The sequence below is a fragment of the Aeromonas sp. sif2433 genome (assembly GCF_019218705.1).
GTDB lineage: Bacteria > Pseudomonadota > Gammaproteobacteria > Enterobacterales > Aeromonadaceae > Aeromonas > Aeromonas encheleia.
In genome coordinates this window covers 454,608-469,100 of sequence record NZ_JAHUXD010000002.1, presented here as the reverse complement: position 1 = coordinate 469,100, position 14,493 = coordinate 454,608, and the positions used below count along the sequence as shown (strand labels likewise).

Below are 14,493 nucleotides of genomic sequence, written 5' to 3'. Positions count from 1 at the left end.
CCACCGGCAGAAAACGGGGCCATAGGCCCCGCTTGTTCAGGAATGGCACGCCTCAGAAGGGGAGTAACCACTGAGTGAGGCACCCCATCAGCATGGCCATGCTCAGGATCACGGTCAGAAATGCCAGGATCATGGGGGTTCTGAACATTGACTTGAGCAGGATCACCTCGGTCAGGCTGGCGCCCGCACTGCCAATGATGAGGGACATGACGGCGCCCATGCCCATGCCTTTGTCCAGTAATACCGACGCAAGAGGGATCACCGCCTCGGCCCGGATATAGAGCGGAATGCCCACGACCGCACTGAACGGAATGGCCAGGGGATTGTCGGCCCCAGCATGGGCGGCTATCCACTCGGCAGGGATGAAGCCGTAGATAAATGACCCTATCAGCACTCCCAGCAGCAGGTAGGGCAGGACCTCTTTGAATTGCTGCCAGGCATCGGAGCGCGCCTTGGCGAATGCCGTGGGGATCACCGGCGCCTGAGTCAGGGCCGCAGTGCCGTCGGCGCAGCAGGAGATGCTCGCGGCTGCCTCTGGTTGCGGGGCGCCGCAGTATGGTGCCGCGTTGACCGGTTTGAGCGACTTGATGGGGCTGCTCGCACCGCAAGCGGCGGCCTTCACACCGGCTGACTCAGGGATTGAGGCGCCGCCATTCGTGGCACAGCCCCCTTGCTTGGCATATTTGGGGTCTATGACGTGGCGTTCGAACCCCAGGGTGTCCAGCAGCATGCTCGCGAGCACTGAGACACTGGCTGCGATGACGACATACAGCAGCGTCACCTGCCAGCCGAAGGTGGCCCACATCAGACCGACGATGATCGGATTGAGCAGCGGCGAGACAAACAAGAAGGTCAGGGTTGGCCCAAAACCGGCTCTGGCTGACAAGAGCCCGCGCAACATGGGGATGGTCGAGCAACTGCAGAAAGGGGTCAGCGCCCCCAGCGCCGCCGAAATCACATAGCCCCTGCCTCTTCGTGCCCCCAGCATGGCCTGGATCTTCTCGTCGGGGAGCCTCTGGCGTATCAGGCTGACAGCGACACTGATCACCAGAAACAGCGCCGACAGCTCGACGGCCAGCAACAGAAACATCCAGGCGGACTGCGTCAGCATGGCAAACCAATCGTTCATCGCAATTATCCTCTCTCGTCATAAAATCTATATTTCTAAAATATTCGAAATATAGCGGTGATCAAGATATTTCTGGTATTGTCGAAATATCTGTCGAGCCGGAGTGATGCGTGATGCAGTTGGAAGAGGTTGCCAAGGCGTTGAAGGAGTTGGGTCATCCCACCCGCCTGTTTATCTTCAAACACCTGGTCAAGGCAGGTGAGCAGGGATTGCCGGTGGGCGAGTTGCAAAAGCAGCTCGGGATCCCGGCCTCGACCCTGAGCCATCATGTCGCGGCGCTGGTGTCGGTGGGGTTGGTGGTGCAGATGCGGGAGAGCCGTACCCTCTACTGCGTCTCGCAATACGGGGTGCTGGAGGGGATTATCCAGTTCCTGCAGGAAGAGTGCTGCGTCAATGGCGCTCACCCGGCGACGCCGCGCGCCTGACCGCGGACTGTGGCTCCTGCGGGGGAGTGGTCTTGATCATTTCAATAGTTCTTGTATAGTTGAAATCATGAGTCTTGCAAGGGGATGAACATGAACGGCATGAACAAAGAGATGGCCACCAGGGTCTTCGAATCGCTCTCTTCCGGCATTCGGCTGGATGTGTGGCGGCTGCTGGTGAAGGCGGGGCTGGAGGGGCGGGTGGCAGGGGAGCTGTCAAGCGAGCTCGACATCGCCCCCAATACCCTGTCGTTTCACCTCAAGGCCATGCTCAATGCCGGCCTGCTGTCGGTGGCGCAGGAGGGGCGTTTTCTGCGCTACCGCGCCAACATTCCCCTGATGCTGGACCTGATCGGTTATCTCACCGAGGAGTGCTGCGCCGGCCACCCCGAGGCGTGCGGCATGATGCGCGCCGAGTCCGCCTGCTCTCCCCATGTTCTGCCCGCGCAGCCCTGCTGTGAGCGGGAATAAGCGTGGGCTCGCGGGCCTCTGCCCGACATTTTTCTTATCTATCCCCATCAGTCGTTAATCAACAGGATGCCGGGCTGACCGGCATCGGGAGTCGCTATGTCTGTCGTATCTGATGCCAAGGCCCAACCGGCCATCGGCTTTTTTGAACGTTATCTCACCGCCTGGGTCGCCCTCTGCATTCTGGTGGGCATTGGTCTGGGGCAGGGATTGCCGGATCTGTTCAAGGCGATCGGCGCCATGGAGGTGGCCAAGGTCAACCTGCCGGTGGGGCTGCTCATCTGGGTGATGATCATCCCCATGCTGCTCAAGATCGACTTTGGCGCCCTGCATCAGGTGAAGGGTCACCTCAAGGGGATTGGGGTCACCCTCTTTATCAACTGGCTGGTCAAACCCTTCTCCATGGCCTTCCTCGGCTGGCTGTTTATCCGCGTGCTGTTTGCCGACTGGCTGCCGGCGGATCAGCTGGACAGCTATGTGGCGGGGCTGATCCTGCTGGCAGCCGCCCCCTGCACCGCCATGGTGTTTGTCTGGAGTCGCCTCACCAACGGCGATCCCTACTTCACCCTGTCGCAGGTGGCGGTGAACGACCTCATCATGGTGTTCGCCTTCGCCCCGCTGGTGGCGCTGCTGCTCGGGGTCTCCAGCATAGTGGTGCCCTGGGATACCCTGCTCACCTCTGTGGTGCTCTATATCGTCATCCCGGTCGTGATTGCCCAGCTGCTACGCAAGGCGCTGCTGCAAAAGGGGCAGGCCAGTTTCGATGGTGTCATGGCCCGCATCCAGCCCTGGTCGGTGGCCGCTCTCCTGCTCACTCTGGTGCTGCTGTTTGCCTTTCAGGGCAACGCCATCATCGAGCAGCCGCTGGTGATTGCCCTGCTGGCGGTGCCTATTCTGATCCAGGTACTGTTCAACTCGGGGCTGGCCTACTGGCTCAACCGCAAGGTGGGGGAGAAGCACTCGGTCGCCGGTCCCTCCGCGCTGATCGGGGCATCGAATTTCTTCGAACTGGCGGTGGCCGCCGCCATCAGCCTGTTCGGCTTCCACTCAGGTGCGGCGCTCGCCACCGTGGTCGGGGTGCTGATCGAGGTGCCGGTCATGCTGCTGGTGGTGCGCGTGGTCAACGCCAGCAAACCCTGGTACGAGGCGGGACTGCGCCACTAAGGTTTGCTATCCACTTTTTTATTCACTTAAGCCATGAGAGACACGCAAAATGAGTGCAATCACCATCTATCACAACCCGGAATGTGGTACCTCCCGCAACACCCTCGAGCTTATTCGCAACAGCGGCGTCGAGCCCACCGTCATCCATTATCTGGAGACCCCCCCCTCCCGCGACCAACTGATGGCGCTGATCGCCGCCATGGGGATGCCGGTGCGCGATTTGCTGCGCAAGAACGTGCCCCCCTACGAGGCGCTCGCTCTGTCGGAAGATCGCTTCAGCAATGATGAATTGATCGACGCCATGCTGGCCCACCCTATCCTGATCAACCGCCCCATAGTGGTGACACCGCTCGGTACCAAACTGTGCCGCCCGTCGGAACTGGTGCTCGATATTTTGCCCGATCAGCAAAAAGGGGCCTTCGCCAAGGAGGATGGTGAGCAGGTGGTGGATGCGAGCGGCAAGCGTCTGCGCTGATGGCGGTGGACTACCCATGCACCTCGGTGGTGAGGAGCTGTATGAGCTCGAACTATCTGCTAAGGTGGCCCTCAGCCGATGAGAGATGATAAGGAACATATTATGAAGACCCGATCCTGGATAGTTGCCGCCACCCTGGCGCTGGCCTCTACCCCAAGCCATGCCGACTGGGCGAAGCTGAAGGAAGCCGCCGCCGATCTGGGGACCGCGGTGAGCGAGACCGGCAAGGAGGCGTGGGCGGGCATTACCGACTTCTCCAAGGCGACCTGGGAGTCGGTCTCCACCTGGGGGGCCGATGCCTACAACAAGACCGGGGCCTGGACGAAAGAGAGCGCGGCCACCGGCAAGGAGTGGCTGACCGCAGCCGACAAGAAGCTCGATACCATGCTGGAGCCCAAGACGCCGACCGAGGCGCGCACCGCGCTGGATACCATGGCCGATACCGCGCTGGTGCGGCTGTTCAACGAGCAACCCTCGGCCAAGCTGTTGTTTGACAAGGCCTATGGCTATGCGGTGTTCGACTCGCGCAAGTTCTCCCTGATGATACACACCAACCAGGGATCCGGGGTGGCGGTCAACCGCTCGAGCGGCAAGCACACTTACATGAAGATGTTCGGGGCGGGCATGGCGGCCGGCTTCGGCGGCAAGTTCTATCAGCAGGTGATGTTGTTCGAGACCAAGCAGACCTTTGACAACTTCGTGAACAAGGGCTGGGAGGCGACCTCGGAGGCGGGCGTCGTGGCAGGCAAGGAGAGCGCATCGCTCGATGGCGGCTACAACGGCGGCATGGCCATCTACCAGCTTGGCGAGCAGGGTCTGATGTACGGCGTCAGCATCACCGGATCCAAATACTGGATCGACGAGGATCTGACCCAGTAAGCGTCAGGATCTGTTGTTATCGTGGCCCGCTCGATGCGGGCCATTTTTTATGCCGCATCCGGGTGCCATCGTTACCGGCTGCCGGGGGCTAGGCCCGAAAAGGCGACCCGATGCGCACCGTTCCCTTCCTTTTTCACCGCGCCAGCCCTGGCCCCTCAGCGGGCTGGTTTCGTCTGAATGATGACCCGTCGCCATCGCTGGTCGCAGGATCCGTCTTCATTGGCACCCTAATTGCTTACAGCCTGTCAGCGTCAATGATTTGTCTGGGGATGAAGATGGAAATAAGTGCAAGCAGCCTGATGCAAGAGATGCAGGCGCTCAAGGTCGAAGCCGGCGCCACGCCGCTGAGCCAGCCCGGTCGTCAGGTCAATTCGGATTTTGGCCAGATGCTGCAACAGGCCCTCAACAACGTCAACGAGCTGCAGGGTGGCGCCAACGATCTGCGCACCCGCTTCGACATGGGTGACAAGTCGGTGGACCTGTCCGAGGTGATGATCGCCGGGCAGAAATCCTCCATCGCCTTCGAGGCGACGGTGCAGGTGCGTAACAAGATGGTCGATGCCTACAAGACCATCATGAACATGCCGGTATAAGAAACCCATGGCGACTGAGCATCATGAAGATGTCAGCAATAAGGACATAATCCGTGGCTACTGATCAAAACGGCGATCTGCTGATCAACAACGACGGGGCGGCGGCCCTCGATGAGCACGAGCAGAAGAGCTCGGCGCTGGGCTTCCTGTCCAACACCGATGTACTGCGGCAGATCACCCTGATCCTGGGGTTGACCATCTGTCTGGCCATTGCCGTCTTCATCCTGTTGTGGGGCAAGGAGCCGGAGATGCGTCCGCTCGGCACCTTCAGCACCCAGGAGCTGGTCTCCACCCTCGACTATCTGGATCAGCAGAAGATCCCCTATCAGGTCGAGGGCAAGAGCGTGCTGGTCAGCGCCGAGAAATATGCAGACATCCGGCTGGGCCTGACCCGTGCCGGTCTGGCCGGCAACAATGATGTCAGCAACGATGGCGAGTCCATCCTGCTCAAGGACTCCAGCTTCGGCGTCAGCCAGCGCATGGAGAACGAGCGTCTCAAGCTCAGCCGCGAGCGCCAGCTGGCCAGCGCCATCGAACAGTTCCAGAACGTGGCCAAGGCTCAGGTGCTGCTGGCCATTCCCAAGGACAACGTGTTCGCCCGCAACGAACGCAAGCCCAGCGCTACCGTGGTGCTGAGCCTGAGAGGCAGCGCCCTCGGTCAGGGGGAAGTGGACTCCATCGTCGACATGGTGGCCTCCGCCGTGCACGGTCTGGAGCCGACCCGCGTCACCGTCACCGATCAGAACGGGCGCCTGCTCAACTCCGGCTCCCAGGATCCGCTCTCGGCCCAGACCCGCAAAGAGTTTGCGATGCAGCAGAAGCAGGAGCTGGAGTACAAACAAAAAATTGACGCCATCCTGATTCCGGTATTGGGGGCCGACAACTATACGGCGGAGGTGGATCTCTCCCTCGACTTCTCCCAGCAGGAGCAGACCCGCAAGACCTACAACCCGGACTTGCCGGCCGTGCGCTCCGAGATGACTGTCGAGGAGAACAGCGCCAATGGCGGTAATGGCGGTGTGCCTGGCGCGCTCTCCAACCAGCCACCGGCCGCCTCCAGCATTCCCCAGCAGGCGACCGGCGCCGATGCCGACGCGAGCGCGGCGAGTGGCCGCTCCCGCAAGGAGGCGACCCGCAACTTCGAACTGGACACCACTGTCAGTCACATCCGGCGCCAGCAGGGCGGCATTCGCCGCATGACGGTGTCGGTGGCGGTGGATTACAAGGCCATCCCAGGCGCCGACGGCGCCGTCACCCGGGAGGCCCGCAGCCAGGCCGAGATCGACACCCTGCGCCGGCTGCTCAGCGGTGGCCTCGGCTTCGACGTGACTCGGGGGGACACCCTGGAGGTGGTCGCCATCCCGTTCAACCGCCCCGAGCTGGAGGCCGTGGCCGACATGCCGCTCTACGAGCAGCCCTGGTTCTGGCGTGCGGTGCGCATCGCCGCCTCCGTGCTGGTCATCATAGTGCTGATCGTCACCGTGGTCAGGCCCATGCTCAAGCGCCTGCTCTACCCGGATGCGAGACCGGAAGGGGAGCTGGACTTCGACAACCACACCGTGCTGGGTGGGGATGACGAGCTGAGTCTGCTGGCGGCGCAAGCCGAGGCCGAACCCGTGTTCGGGGTGCGCGACGGTCACCTGAAGCTGCCGGATCTGCACCGGGATGAAGACTTGCTCAAGGCGGTGCGTGCGCTGGTGGCGAATGAACCGGATCTGGCCGCTCAGGTCATTAAAGAATGGGTAACGAACAGAGATGCCTGAAGACAAGAAGAATCAAGTCACCGGTAACGACATTACCGACGTGCAGCGCCAGATCCTGGACCAGATGGCCGGGATGGAGATGGCGGCCGTGTTGATGCTGAGCCTCAACGAAGAGGATGCCGCCCAGATCTTCCGCCATCTGGAGCCCAAGCAGGTGCAGCGGCTCGGCATGTCGATGGCCTCCATGTCGGACTTCAGTCACGATCGGGTGGCGGCGGTGCATCGTCAATTTATCGACGACATCCAGAAATACACCAACATCGGCATCGGCAGCGAAGACTTCGTGCGCAAGGCCCTGGTGGCGGCGCTCGGCGAAGACAAGGCCAGCAACCTGGTGGATCAGATCATCCTGGGATCGGGGGCCCGCGGCCTCGACTCCCTCAAGTGGATGGATGCGCGCCAGGTGGCCAGCATCATCCAGAACGAACACCCGCAGATCCAGACTATCGTCCTCTCCTATCTGGAGCCGGAGCAGTCCGCCGAGATCCTGAGCCAGTTCCCGGAACAGGTGCGGCTGGATCTGGTGATGCGCATCGCCAACCTGGAAGAGGTGCAACCGGCGGCGCTGCAGGAACTGAACGACATCATGGAGAAGCAGTTCGCCGGTGCGGCCGGGGCTCAGGCCGCCAAGATGGGTGGCCTCAAGGCCGCCGCCAACATCATGAACTACCTGGATACCAACATCGAAGGCCAGCTGATGGACTCCATCCGCGAGTCGGACGAGGAGATGAGCCAGCAGATCCAGGACTTGATGTTCGTGTTCGAAAACCTCATCGATGTGGACGATCGGGGCATCCAGACCCTGCTGCGGGAAGTGCCTGGGGATCTGCTGCAACGGGCCCTCAAGGGCTCGGACGATCAGATGCGCGAGAAGGTATTCAAGAACATGTCCAAGCGGGCCGCCGAGATGCTGGCGGACGATCTGGAGGCCATGGGGCCAATCCGGGTCTCCGAGGTCGAAGCCGCCCAGAAGGAGATCCTCTCCACCGCCCGCCGTCTGGCGGATGCGGGCGAGATCATGCTGGGTGCCGGCGGTGGCGAGGAGTTCCTCTAAGCCATGGATCAGCAACAGCGTGATGATGTCAGCCTCGGCCAGGAGCGCCTCTAGAGCATGAATAACAACAAGCAACGGGGTTACGTCAGACCCGAGACGGACGAGAGCCAGGTGCAGACCTGGGGCTGGCCCGAGATGGAGGTGATCTCCGAGGTCGAGCGCAATGCCCTGGGGCTCAGCCCGGATTGGTACCGGCAGGAGCAGGAGGCCGAGGCCCCCGCCCCCGAGCCGGAGGAGGAGCCGACCCCCAGCATCACGGCGGAAGAGCTGGAGGCGATCCGTCAGGCCGCCTGGGAAGAGGGCATGGCCGATGGCCGGGAGGCCGGTTTTGCCAAGGGGTTGGAGGAGGGCAAGCTGGAAGGCTTGCAGCAAGGCCATCAGGCGGGTCTGGAGCAGGGCAGGGAGGAGGGGCTGGCCATGGGGCGCGAGCAGGTGGAGCAACAGATTGCCCACTGGCAGACGCTGGCCGATCGCCTCGCCAACCCGCTCAGCGAACAGGATCAGGCGGTGGAGCAACAGCTCATCGCCCTGGTGCAGCAGCTGGCCCGCGCCCTCATCCGCCACGAGGCCGAGACCTCCCCCCGGCTGCTGCTGGAGGCGCTCAAGCAGGGGCTGGCCCTGCTGCCCGCCGCCGAGCAGGGGGTCACCCTGCTGCTGCACCCGGACGACGTGGCCAGGGTCGAGCAGGCGTTCGGGGTGGAGGAGTGTGCCAAGCGCGGCTGGCGGTTGCAGAGCGACCCCACCCTCTCCCCCGGCGATCTGCAACTGGCTACCAGTCTCTCCAGCATCGATCTGGCCCTGTCGGGGCGCATCGATCAGCTGCTGCGCAATTTCCTGCGCGACAATGCCGACTAACCCCCTGTCCCGGCCTCTTTTCCCTTTACCTTTGGAGGCGCGATGACAGCGTCCTTGCTCAAACGGCTGCAAGGCTACCGGGTGCGTGATCTGGCCCCCATACCCCCGGTGGCGGGCAAGCTGACCCGGGTGGTGGGGCTGACGCTGGAGGCCATCGGCTGCCGCGCCGCCATCGGCGCCCTCTGCCGCATCGATACCCAGGATGGCGTGCTGGAGGCCGAAGTGGTGGGCTTCTCCGGCGATCGGCTGTTCCTTATGCCGAGTGAGCAGCTCAAGGGGGTCATCCCCGGTGCCCGGGTGGTGCCCATCACCGAGGACCACGGCATCCCGGTGGGCATGAACCTGCTCGGCCGGGTCATCGACGGCATAGGCCAGCCCCTTGACGGGCTCGGCCCCATCATCGCCTCCCAGACGGTGCAGTTTGCCCAGCATCGCATCAACCCGCTCTCCCGCCGCCCTATCCATAAGCCGATGGACGTCGGCGTGCGCGCCATCAACGCCGTGCTCACCGTGGGCCAGGGCCAGCGCATGGGGCTGTTCGCCGGCTCCGGTGTGGGCAAGTCAGTGCTGCTCGGCATGATGACCCGCGGCTCGGTGGCGGACGTGGTGGTGGTTGGCCTCATCGGCGAGCGGGGCCGGGAGGTGAAGGAGTTCATCGAGGAGATCCTCGGCGCCGAGGGGCGCGAGCGCGCCGTGGTGGTGGCGGCCCCCGCCGATGCCTCGCCGCTGATGCGGCTCAAGGGCTGCGAGACGGCGCTGGCCATCGCCGAGTATTTCCGCGATCAGGGGCTCAACGTGCTGCTGCTGATGGACTCGCTCACCCGCTACGCCCAGGCCCAGCGCGAGATCGCGCTGGCGGTGGGGGAGCCACCGGCCACCAAGGGCTACCCGCCCTCGGTGTTTGCCAAATTGCCGGCGCTGGTGGAGCGGGCCGGCAACGGCAGCGACGGCCAGGGTTCCATCACCGCCTTCTTCACCGTGCTGACGGAGGGGGACGATCTGCAGGATCCCATCGCCGACGCGGCGCGGGCCATCCTCGACGGCCACATAGTGCTGGCGCGGGAGCTGGCGGATGCGGGCCACTATCCGGCCATCGACATCGAGAAGTCCATCAGCCGGGTCATGCCCATGGTGACCTCCCCCGAGCACATGGAGCTGGCGCGCACCTTCAAGCAGTTCTACTCCCTCTATCAGCAGAACCGGGATCTCATCACCATAGGCGCCTACAGCCAGGGCTCGGATCCCCGCATCGACAGAGCCATCATCCAGAAACCCTATCTGGATCAGTTCTTGCAGCAGAAAATGCGCGAGGTGGTTCCCTACGACGAAGGCCTGCAATCCCTGCACATGGTGGCCATGCCACTGATGCGCTGATGCCATGAATCTGGAGTGCGACTATGAGTAAAGGATTGGAGTTGCTGGCCGGACGGCTGGTGGAGGCCGAGCAGCAGGCCGCCCTGGCGTTGGCCAAGGCCCAGCAGGATCTGAAGCTCTTCATGGATCAGCAGAACGCGCTCAACCAGTACCGCCAGATCTATCACCAGCAGTGGACCGACCGTGGCCTGCAGGGGATCACCCCCCAGCAGAACAGCCAGTATCACGCCTTCATCAACAAGCTGGAGAATGCGGCGACCCAGCAGTACCAGGGGGTGTTGCAGGTGCGCGAGGCACTGGCCCAGTGCCGCACCGACTGGCTGGAGGCCCAGCAGCGGCGCAAGGCCGTCGAGCTGCTGCTCGACAAACAGGCGGGGCGCGCGCGCCAGAAGGCCCAGCGTCAGGAGCAGAAGATGCTGGATGACTACGCCATCTTGCGGCGCTATCACCATTCTGGCCTGTAATTTGCTTTCTTCTGGCGAACGCCGCCGCATAGCCTGAATACCTCCCGCTCGGGGTGGGTAACAGCACAGGATTCTCGGGACCCAGCATGATACAGACCCAGTTGATCAAGGCCACCGCCACTCAGACCACGCCAGCCGACGCTCGTCTGCCCCTCGGCACGGGCGAAGGCGCCGGGTTGCCCTCGCTGGACGATGCCAGGGCCGCCTTTGCCGACGCCATGGCCAAGGCGCAGCGCACCGAGATCAGCCCCTCTGCCAGTCAAGGGGGTGACGGGGAGAGCCTGCTGCCGGAGGTGGATGCCAAATCTTTGGCGAGCTCGCTGGACGAGTCCCAGGCCGGCCATGACAAGCCAGCCAAGGGCGAGGCCGCCGAGGCCGAGCTGCCCCCCGCCGATTTCTTGCAGCAGTTGCAGGCCTCCCTCAGGCAGGATGCCGGCTTGTCCACGCCCCCCGTCGTGGCTTCTGTGCAGACCGAACCCACGGTCGAGCCTTCGGCGCAAGGCAGCCTCCCGGTCGCCCCCTCGGTCGAGCCTTCGGCGCAAGGCAACCTTCCTGTCGCCCCTTCGGTCGAGCCTTCGGCACAAGGCAGTCACCCTGTCGCCCCTTCGGTCGAGGCGTCGGCACAAGGCAGTCTCCCGGTCGCCCCTTCGGCCCAGACCTCGCTCCCCGTCGTCGCCTCGGCGCCTGCCGTGCCAGCTCCCACGGACGGCAACAGTTTGCCGCCCGAGTCGCAGTCAGCCAGCCGACCCGAGGCCGGCAAGCCCGTTGCGGTGAATGCCCTGCCAGCGACCGCGCAGCCGAGCGAGGCCCTGATAGGGGGAACTCTGAACGCTGAGACAGGGGAGGGTGCCGATGCCATCTCCGACGTTACCTCCACCGCAGGCACCGTCCGGGTCGACGGTTTGCCGGAGGAAGAGACGCCGGCCACAGACCCCCAGAACACGAACAAGGGTGGCAAGCCGGCGCAGGCCGAGGTGGCGGAGCAACCGCCATTGTCCGCAAAGGCGCGGGCCGCACTGCTGGCCAAAGTCTTGCCGCAGGCGCCCCAGGTGGCGACCGAGCCGGTGCCTGAGGGTGGCGAGCCGACCCCGGTGGGCAAGGCCGAGCAGCCGGCCTCTCCTGAGCCGGCCGCGAAGGTGGCTCACACAGCACAAACCGCCCACAGCGGGCCATCGGCGCAAGGGAGTGCGGCCAGGGCCTTCGGTGAGGGGCAGATCAGAATGGATATTGCCACGGGGACCGAGCCCGTGGCCCCCGCCGAGGATGGCGCCAAGCCAGCTCCGGGGGCCGAGGCACAGCAGCTAAAATCGGCCCAGGTCCTGGCGGCCAAGGCCGAAGCGGGTGCCGCCGTGGCGAACAACGCCGCACCCCAGCTCGCCACCCCGGTCACCGAGCCGGTGCTGACGGCGCCACAACAGATACTGGCGAGCCACGAGCCGCAGGGACCGCAAGCCTCGCTGGCGTCCCTGTCGGCCGGCATCCAGCAGATGGAGGCCGAGCCCGCGGTGGCGGTCAAGGTGGCCGCCGAGCTGAAGCAACCCGATACGAAACAAAAGCCGGGGGAACTCGGCAAGCATGGCGGGCTGGAGGTCGGTGCGACCGAGCAGAGCGAGGCGAGCCCCTCCGCGCAATCAGCTCAGCAGGCCAGCCAGATCGCCGAGCACAGGCCCGCGGCCGAAGTGGCCGCCAGACGGGACGCCCAGAGCCTGCCGCACCTGCGGCTGGCCACCCCGGAGGCGCCGGCCCAGTTGCACCAGAAGGTGAACCTGATGCTGGCGGACAAGCTGCAGCAGGCGGAGATCCAGCTCGATCCCCTCGGCCTCGGCAAGATGAAGATCCAGATCCAGATTGACGCCTCCAACCAGGCCAACGTCCACTTCGTGGTACAGCATGGCCAGACCCGGGAGATGCTGGAGCAGGCCATGCCCAGGCTGCGCGACATGCTGGCGGGGCAGGGGATCCAGCTCGGCCAGACGCAGGTTCAACAGCAGCCGCAGCAACAGCAATCCCAGGGGCAATCCCCCTTCAGCGGTCAGGGCCAGCAGGGCCAATCCGGGGGCGGCACCTTGGGTGGCCGTGAGCCCGCCGAAGGGGAGGTCACCACCAGAACCATGAGTCTGCTGGTGGAATCGGCAAACGAGGCCGGAATTGATTTCTATGCTTGATGCCTGCCTGAGTAAGTTTATGATACCGAACAAGTTTGAGACTAGGGTGGACAAGGGATGGCAGACGATAACGAACTGACGCTGAAGGACCCGGCGGCAGCCAAGAAAAAGAAGCTGATCATGGTAGTCGCCCTGGCCGTCATCGTGCTGGGGGCTGGCGGGGCCGGTGCCTGGTTCATGCTGGCCGGCGGTGACAAACCGGCGGCCGACGCGGCCGAGATCGCCAAGGCCGAGGCCAGCGCGCCGCAACCTTCGCTCTACGTGGGCATGCCGCGGCCCTTCGTGTTCAACGTGGCGGGCGGCCAGCGGGATCGGCTGGTACAGATCAAGATCCAGCTGATGGTGCGGGGGGCCGCCGACGAGACCCTGGCCAAACAGAACATTCCCCTGATCGAAGGGACCCTGCTGCGCGTCTTCAGCGCGGCCACCGCCGAGCAGCTGATGACCTTCGAGGGCAAGGAGAAGCTGCGCCAGGATTCACTGGAAGAGTGTCGCCGGGTGCTCAATGACCTGGTCTCTTCCCCCGTAATAGAACAAGTGCTGTTTACCGGCTTTGTCATGCAATGAAAGGTGAAGCGTGAGCGATCTGTTAAGTCAGGACGAAATTGATGCCCTGTTGCACGGTGTCGATGATGTCGAAGAGGAAGAGCTAGGGGCGGCCGGGGATCCCGGAATTGCCCAGTTCGATTTTTCCTCCCAGGACCGCATCGTCCGTGGCCGCATGCCGACCCTGGAGCTGGTGAACGAAAGGTTCGCCCGCCACATGCGCATCAGCCTGTTCAACATGATGCGGCGCACCGCCGAGGTCTCCATCAACGGCGTGCAGATGCTGAAATTTGGCGAGTATGTACACACCCTGTTCGTGCCAACCAGCCTGAACATGGTGCGCTTCCGTCCGCTCAAGGGGACGGCGCTGATCACCATGGAGGCCCGCCTGGTGTTCATCCTGGTGGAGAACTTCTTCGGCGGCGACGGCCGCTACCACGCCAAGATCGAGGGGCGCGAGTTCACCCCCACCGAGCGGCGCATCATCCAGATGCTGCTCAAGCTGGTGTTTGAGGATTACAAGGATGCCTGGGCCCCGGTGATGGACGTCGGCTTCGAGTACCTCGACTCCGAGGTCAACCCGGCCATGGCGAACATCGTCAGCCCGACCGAGGTGATAGTGGTCAGTTCCTTCCACATCGAGCTGGATGGCGGCGGCGGTGACTTCCACGTGGCCATGCCCTACTCCATGCTCGAACCCATCCGCGAGCTGCTCGATGCCGGGGTGCAGAGCGACAAGGGCGACACCGACGTGCGCTGGAGCAAGGCGCTGCGCGACGAGATCATGGACGTCAAGGTGGAGCTCAAGGCCAAGTTGCTGGAGACCGAGCTGACCCTGCGCGATCTGATGGAGCTGAAACCCGGCGACATCATCCCGGTGGAGATGCCGGAGAACCTGCTGGTCTACGTGGAGGATCTGCCGACCTTCCACGCCAAGATGGGGCGCACCAAGGAGAATGTGGCGCTCAAGATAGTCGACAAACTCAAGCGCCCTGACGGGGTCAAGACAGAGATGCATCTGGTGACCCGGGGCGGCGTACGCATCGATGGTGAGGCCGAGCTGGAAGAGCTCGAGCGCAGCATCGAAGACAAACACTCCTAACAGACCCGTCGTGTCAGACGCGGGTCACGAAGCAGCATGA

Annotated in this window: 15 protein-coding genes; 14 read left to right on the top strand and 1 reads right to left on the bottom strand. The window is 63.6% G+C overall.

Translation table 11 applies throughout. The features are described 5' to 3' along the window. Positions 1–52: 52 nt before the first annotated feature. Complete coding sequence (locus KW825_RS05145; protein ID WP_218328454.1) at positions 53–1,129, bottom strand: permease; 1,077 nt, start codon at positions 1,127–1,129, stop codon at positions 53–55. 113 nt (positions 1,130–1,242) lie between these two features. Here KW825_RS05145 and KW825_RS05140 point away from each other — a divergent pair, with 113 nt between their 5' ends. The 14 genes from KW825_RS05140 to fliM all read left to right on the top strand — a co-directional run bounded on the left by KW825_RS05140 (position 1,243) and on the right by fliM (position 14,453). Further along, positions 1,243–1,554, top strand: coding sequence for a helix-turn-helix transcriptional regulator (locus KW825_RS05140; RefSeq protein ID WP_218328453.1), 312 nt, complete (start codon positions 1,243–1,245; stop codon positions 1,552–1,554). 99 nt (positions 1,555–1,653) lie between these two features. Then, complete coding sequence (locus tag KW825_RS05135) at positions 1,654–2,022, top strand: helix-turn-helix transcriptional regulator (protein ID WP_218328530.1); 369 nt, start codon at positions 1,654–1,656, stop codon at positions 2,020–2,022. Between the two features lie 96 nt (positions 2,023–2,118). After that, a complete protein-coding gene (gene arsB / locus KW825_RS05130) occupies positions 2,119–3,183 on the top strand; it encodes an ACR3 family arsenite efflux transporter (protein ID WP_218328452.1) in 1,065 nt (354 codons plus the stop codon). A gap of 49 nt (positions 3,184–3,232) precedes the next feature. Then, complete coding sequence (gene arsC / locus KW825_RS05125; RefSeq protein WP_218328451.1) at positions 3,233–3,658, top strand: glutaredoxin-dependent arsenate reductase; 426 nt, start codon at positions 3,233–3,235, stop codon at positions 3,656–3,658. A gap of 102 nt (positions 3,659–3,760) precedes the next feature. Then, a complete protein-coding gene (locus KW825_RS05120) occupies positions 3,761–4,537 on the top strand; it encodes a hypothetical protein (RefSeq protein ID WP_218328450.1) in 777 nt (258 codons plus the stop codon). Positions 4,538–4,812: 275 nt separating this feature from the next. Beyond that, on the top strand, positions 4,813–5,130 hold the full coding sequence (gene fliE / locus KW825_RS05115) for a flagellar hook-basal body complex protein FliE (RefSeq protein WP_042652845.1): 318 nt from the start codon (positions 4,813–4,815) through the stop codon (positions 5,128–5,130). Positions 5,131–5,183: 53 nt separating this feature from the next. Further along, positions 5,184–6,893: a flagellar basal-body MS-ring/collar protein FliF gene (fliF, locus tag KW825_RS05110; protein ID WP_042652608.1), complete on the top strand. Its 1,710-nt coding sequence runs from the start codon at positions 5,184–5,186 to the stop codon at positions 6,891–6,893. Continuing rightward, positions 6,886–7,947, top strand: coding sequence for a flagellar motor switch protein FliG (gene fliG, locus KW825_RS05105; protein ID WP_042652607.1), 1,062 nt, complete (start codon positions 6,886–6,888; stop codon positions 7,945–7,947). The genes fliF and fliG overlap by 8 nt, the downstream gene beginning before the upstream one ends. A 57-nt stretch (positions 7,948–8,004) precedes the next feature. Continuing rightward, on the top strand, positions 8,005–8,802 hold the full coding sequence (fliH, locus tag KW825_RS05100) for a flagellar assembly protein FliH (protein WP_042652606.1): 798 nt from the start codon (positions 8,005–8,007) through the stop codon (positions 8,800–8,802). A 42-nt stretch (positions 8,803–8,844) separates the two neighbouring features. Then, positions 8,845–10,176: a flagellar protein export ATPase FliI gene (fliI, locus tag KW825_RS05095; protein WP_042652605.1), complete on the top strand. Its 1,332-nt coding sequence runs from the start codon at positions 8,845–8,847 to the stop codon at positions 10,174–10,176. A gap of 23 nt (positions 10,177–10,199) precedes the next feature. After that, complete coding sequence (gene fliJ / locus KW825_RS05090) at positions 10,200–10,640, top strand: flagellar export protein FliJ (RefSeq protein WP_042652604.1); 441 nt, start codon at positions 10,200–10,202, stop codon at positions 10,638–10,640. A gap of 86 nt (positions 10,641–10,726) precedes the next feature. After that, on the top strand, positions 10,727–12,805 hold the full coding sequence (locus KW825_RS05085; RefSeq protein WP_218328449.1) for a flagellar hook-length control protein FliK: 2,079 nt from the start codon (positions 10,727–10,729) through the stop codon (positions 12,803–12,805). Positions 12,806–12,862: 57 nt separating this feature from the next. Next, a complete protein-coding gene (gene fliL / locus KW825_RS05080) occupies positions 12,863–13,372 on the top strand; it encodes a flagellar basal body-associated protein FliL (protein WP_218328448.1) in 510 nt (169 codons plus the stop codon). Positions 13,373–13,382: 10 nt separating this feature from the next. After that, positions 13,383–14,453: a flagellar motor switch protein FliM gene (gene fliM, locus KW825_RS05075; protein ID WP_033130817.1), complete on the top strand. Its 1,071-nt coding sequence runs from the start codon at positions 13,383–13,385 to the stop codon at positions 14,451–14,453. Positions 14,454–14,493: the final 40 nt, after the last annotated feature.

Bases quoted from the DNA above. Each gene is read 5' to 3' on its own strand.
- fliG (WP_042652607.1), top strand. From the start codon at position 6,886: ATGCCTGAAGACAAGAAGAATCAAGTCACCGGTAACGACATTACCGAC.
- KW825_RS05120 (WP_218328450.1), top strand. From the start codon at position 3,761: ATGAAGACCCGATCCTGGATAGTTGCCGCCACCCTGGCGCTGGCCTCT.
- fliI (WP_042652605.1), top strand. From the start codon at position 8,845: ATGACAGCGTCCTTGCTCAAACGGCTGCAAGGCTACCGGGTGCGTGAT.
- arsB (WP_218328452.1), top strand. From the start codon at position 2,119: ATGTCTGTCGTATCTGATGCCAAGGCCCAACCGGCCATCGGCTTTTTT.
- fliE (WP_042652845.1), top strand. From the start codon at position 4,813: ATGGAAATAAGTGCAAGCAGCCTGATGCAAGAGATGCAGGCGCTCAAG.
- fliL (WP_218328448.1), top strand. From the start codon at position 12,863: ATGGCAGACGATAACGAACTGACGCTGAAGGACCCGGCGGCAGCCAAG.
- KW825_RS05140 (WP_218328453.1), top strand. From the start codon at position 1,243: ATGCAGTTGGAAGAGGTTGCCAAGGCGTTGAAGGAGTTGGGTCATCCC.
- fliH (WP_042652606.1), top strand. From the start codon at position 8,005: ATGAATAACAACAAGCAACGGGGTTACGTCAGACCCGAGACGGACGAG.
- arsC (WP_218328451.1), top strand. From the start codon at position 3,233: ATGAGTGCAATCACCATCTATCACAACCCGGAATGTGGTACCTCCCGC.
- KW825_RS05145 (WP_218328454.1), bottom strand. From the start codon at position 1,129: ATGAACGATTGGTTTGCCATGCTGACGCAGTCCGCCTGGATGTTTCTG.
- KW825_RS05085 (WP_218328449.1), top strand. From the start codon at position 10,727: ATGATACAGACCCAGTTGATCAAGGCCACCGCCACTCAGACCACGCCA.
- KW825_RS05135 (WP_218328530.1), top strand. From the start codon at position 1,654: ATGAACAAAGAGATGGCCACCAGGGTCTTCGAATCGCTCTCTTCCGGC.
- fliJ (WP_042652604.1), top strand. From the start codon at position 10,200: ATGAGTAAAGGATTGGAGTTGCTGGCCGGACGGCTGGTGGAGGCCGAG.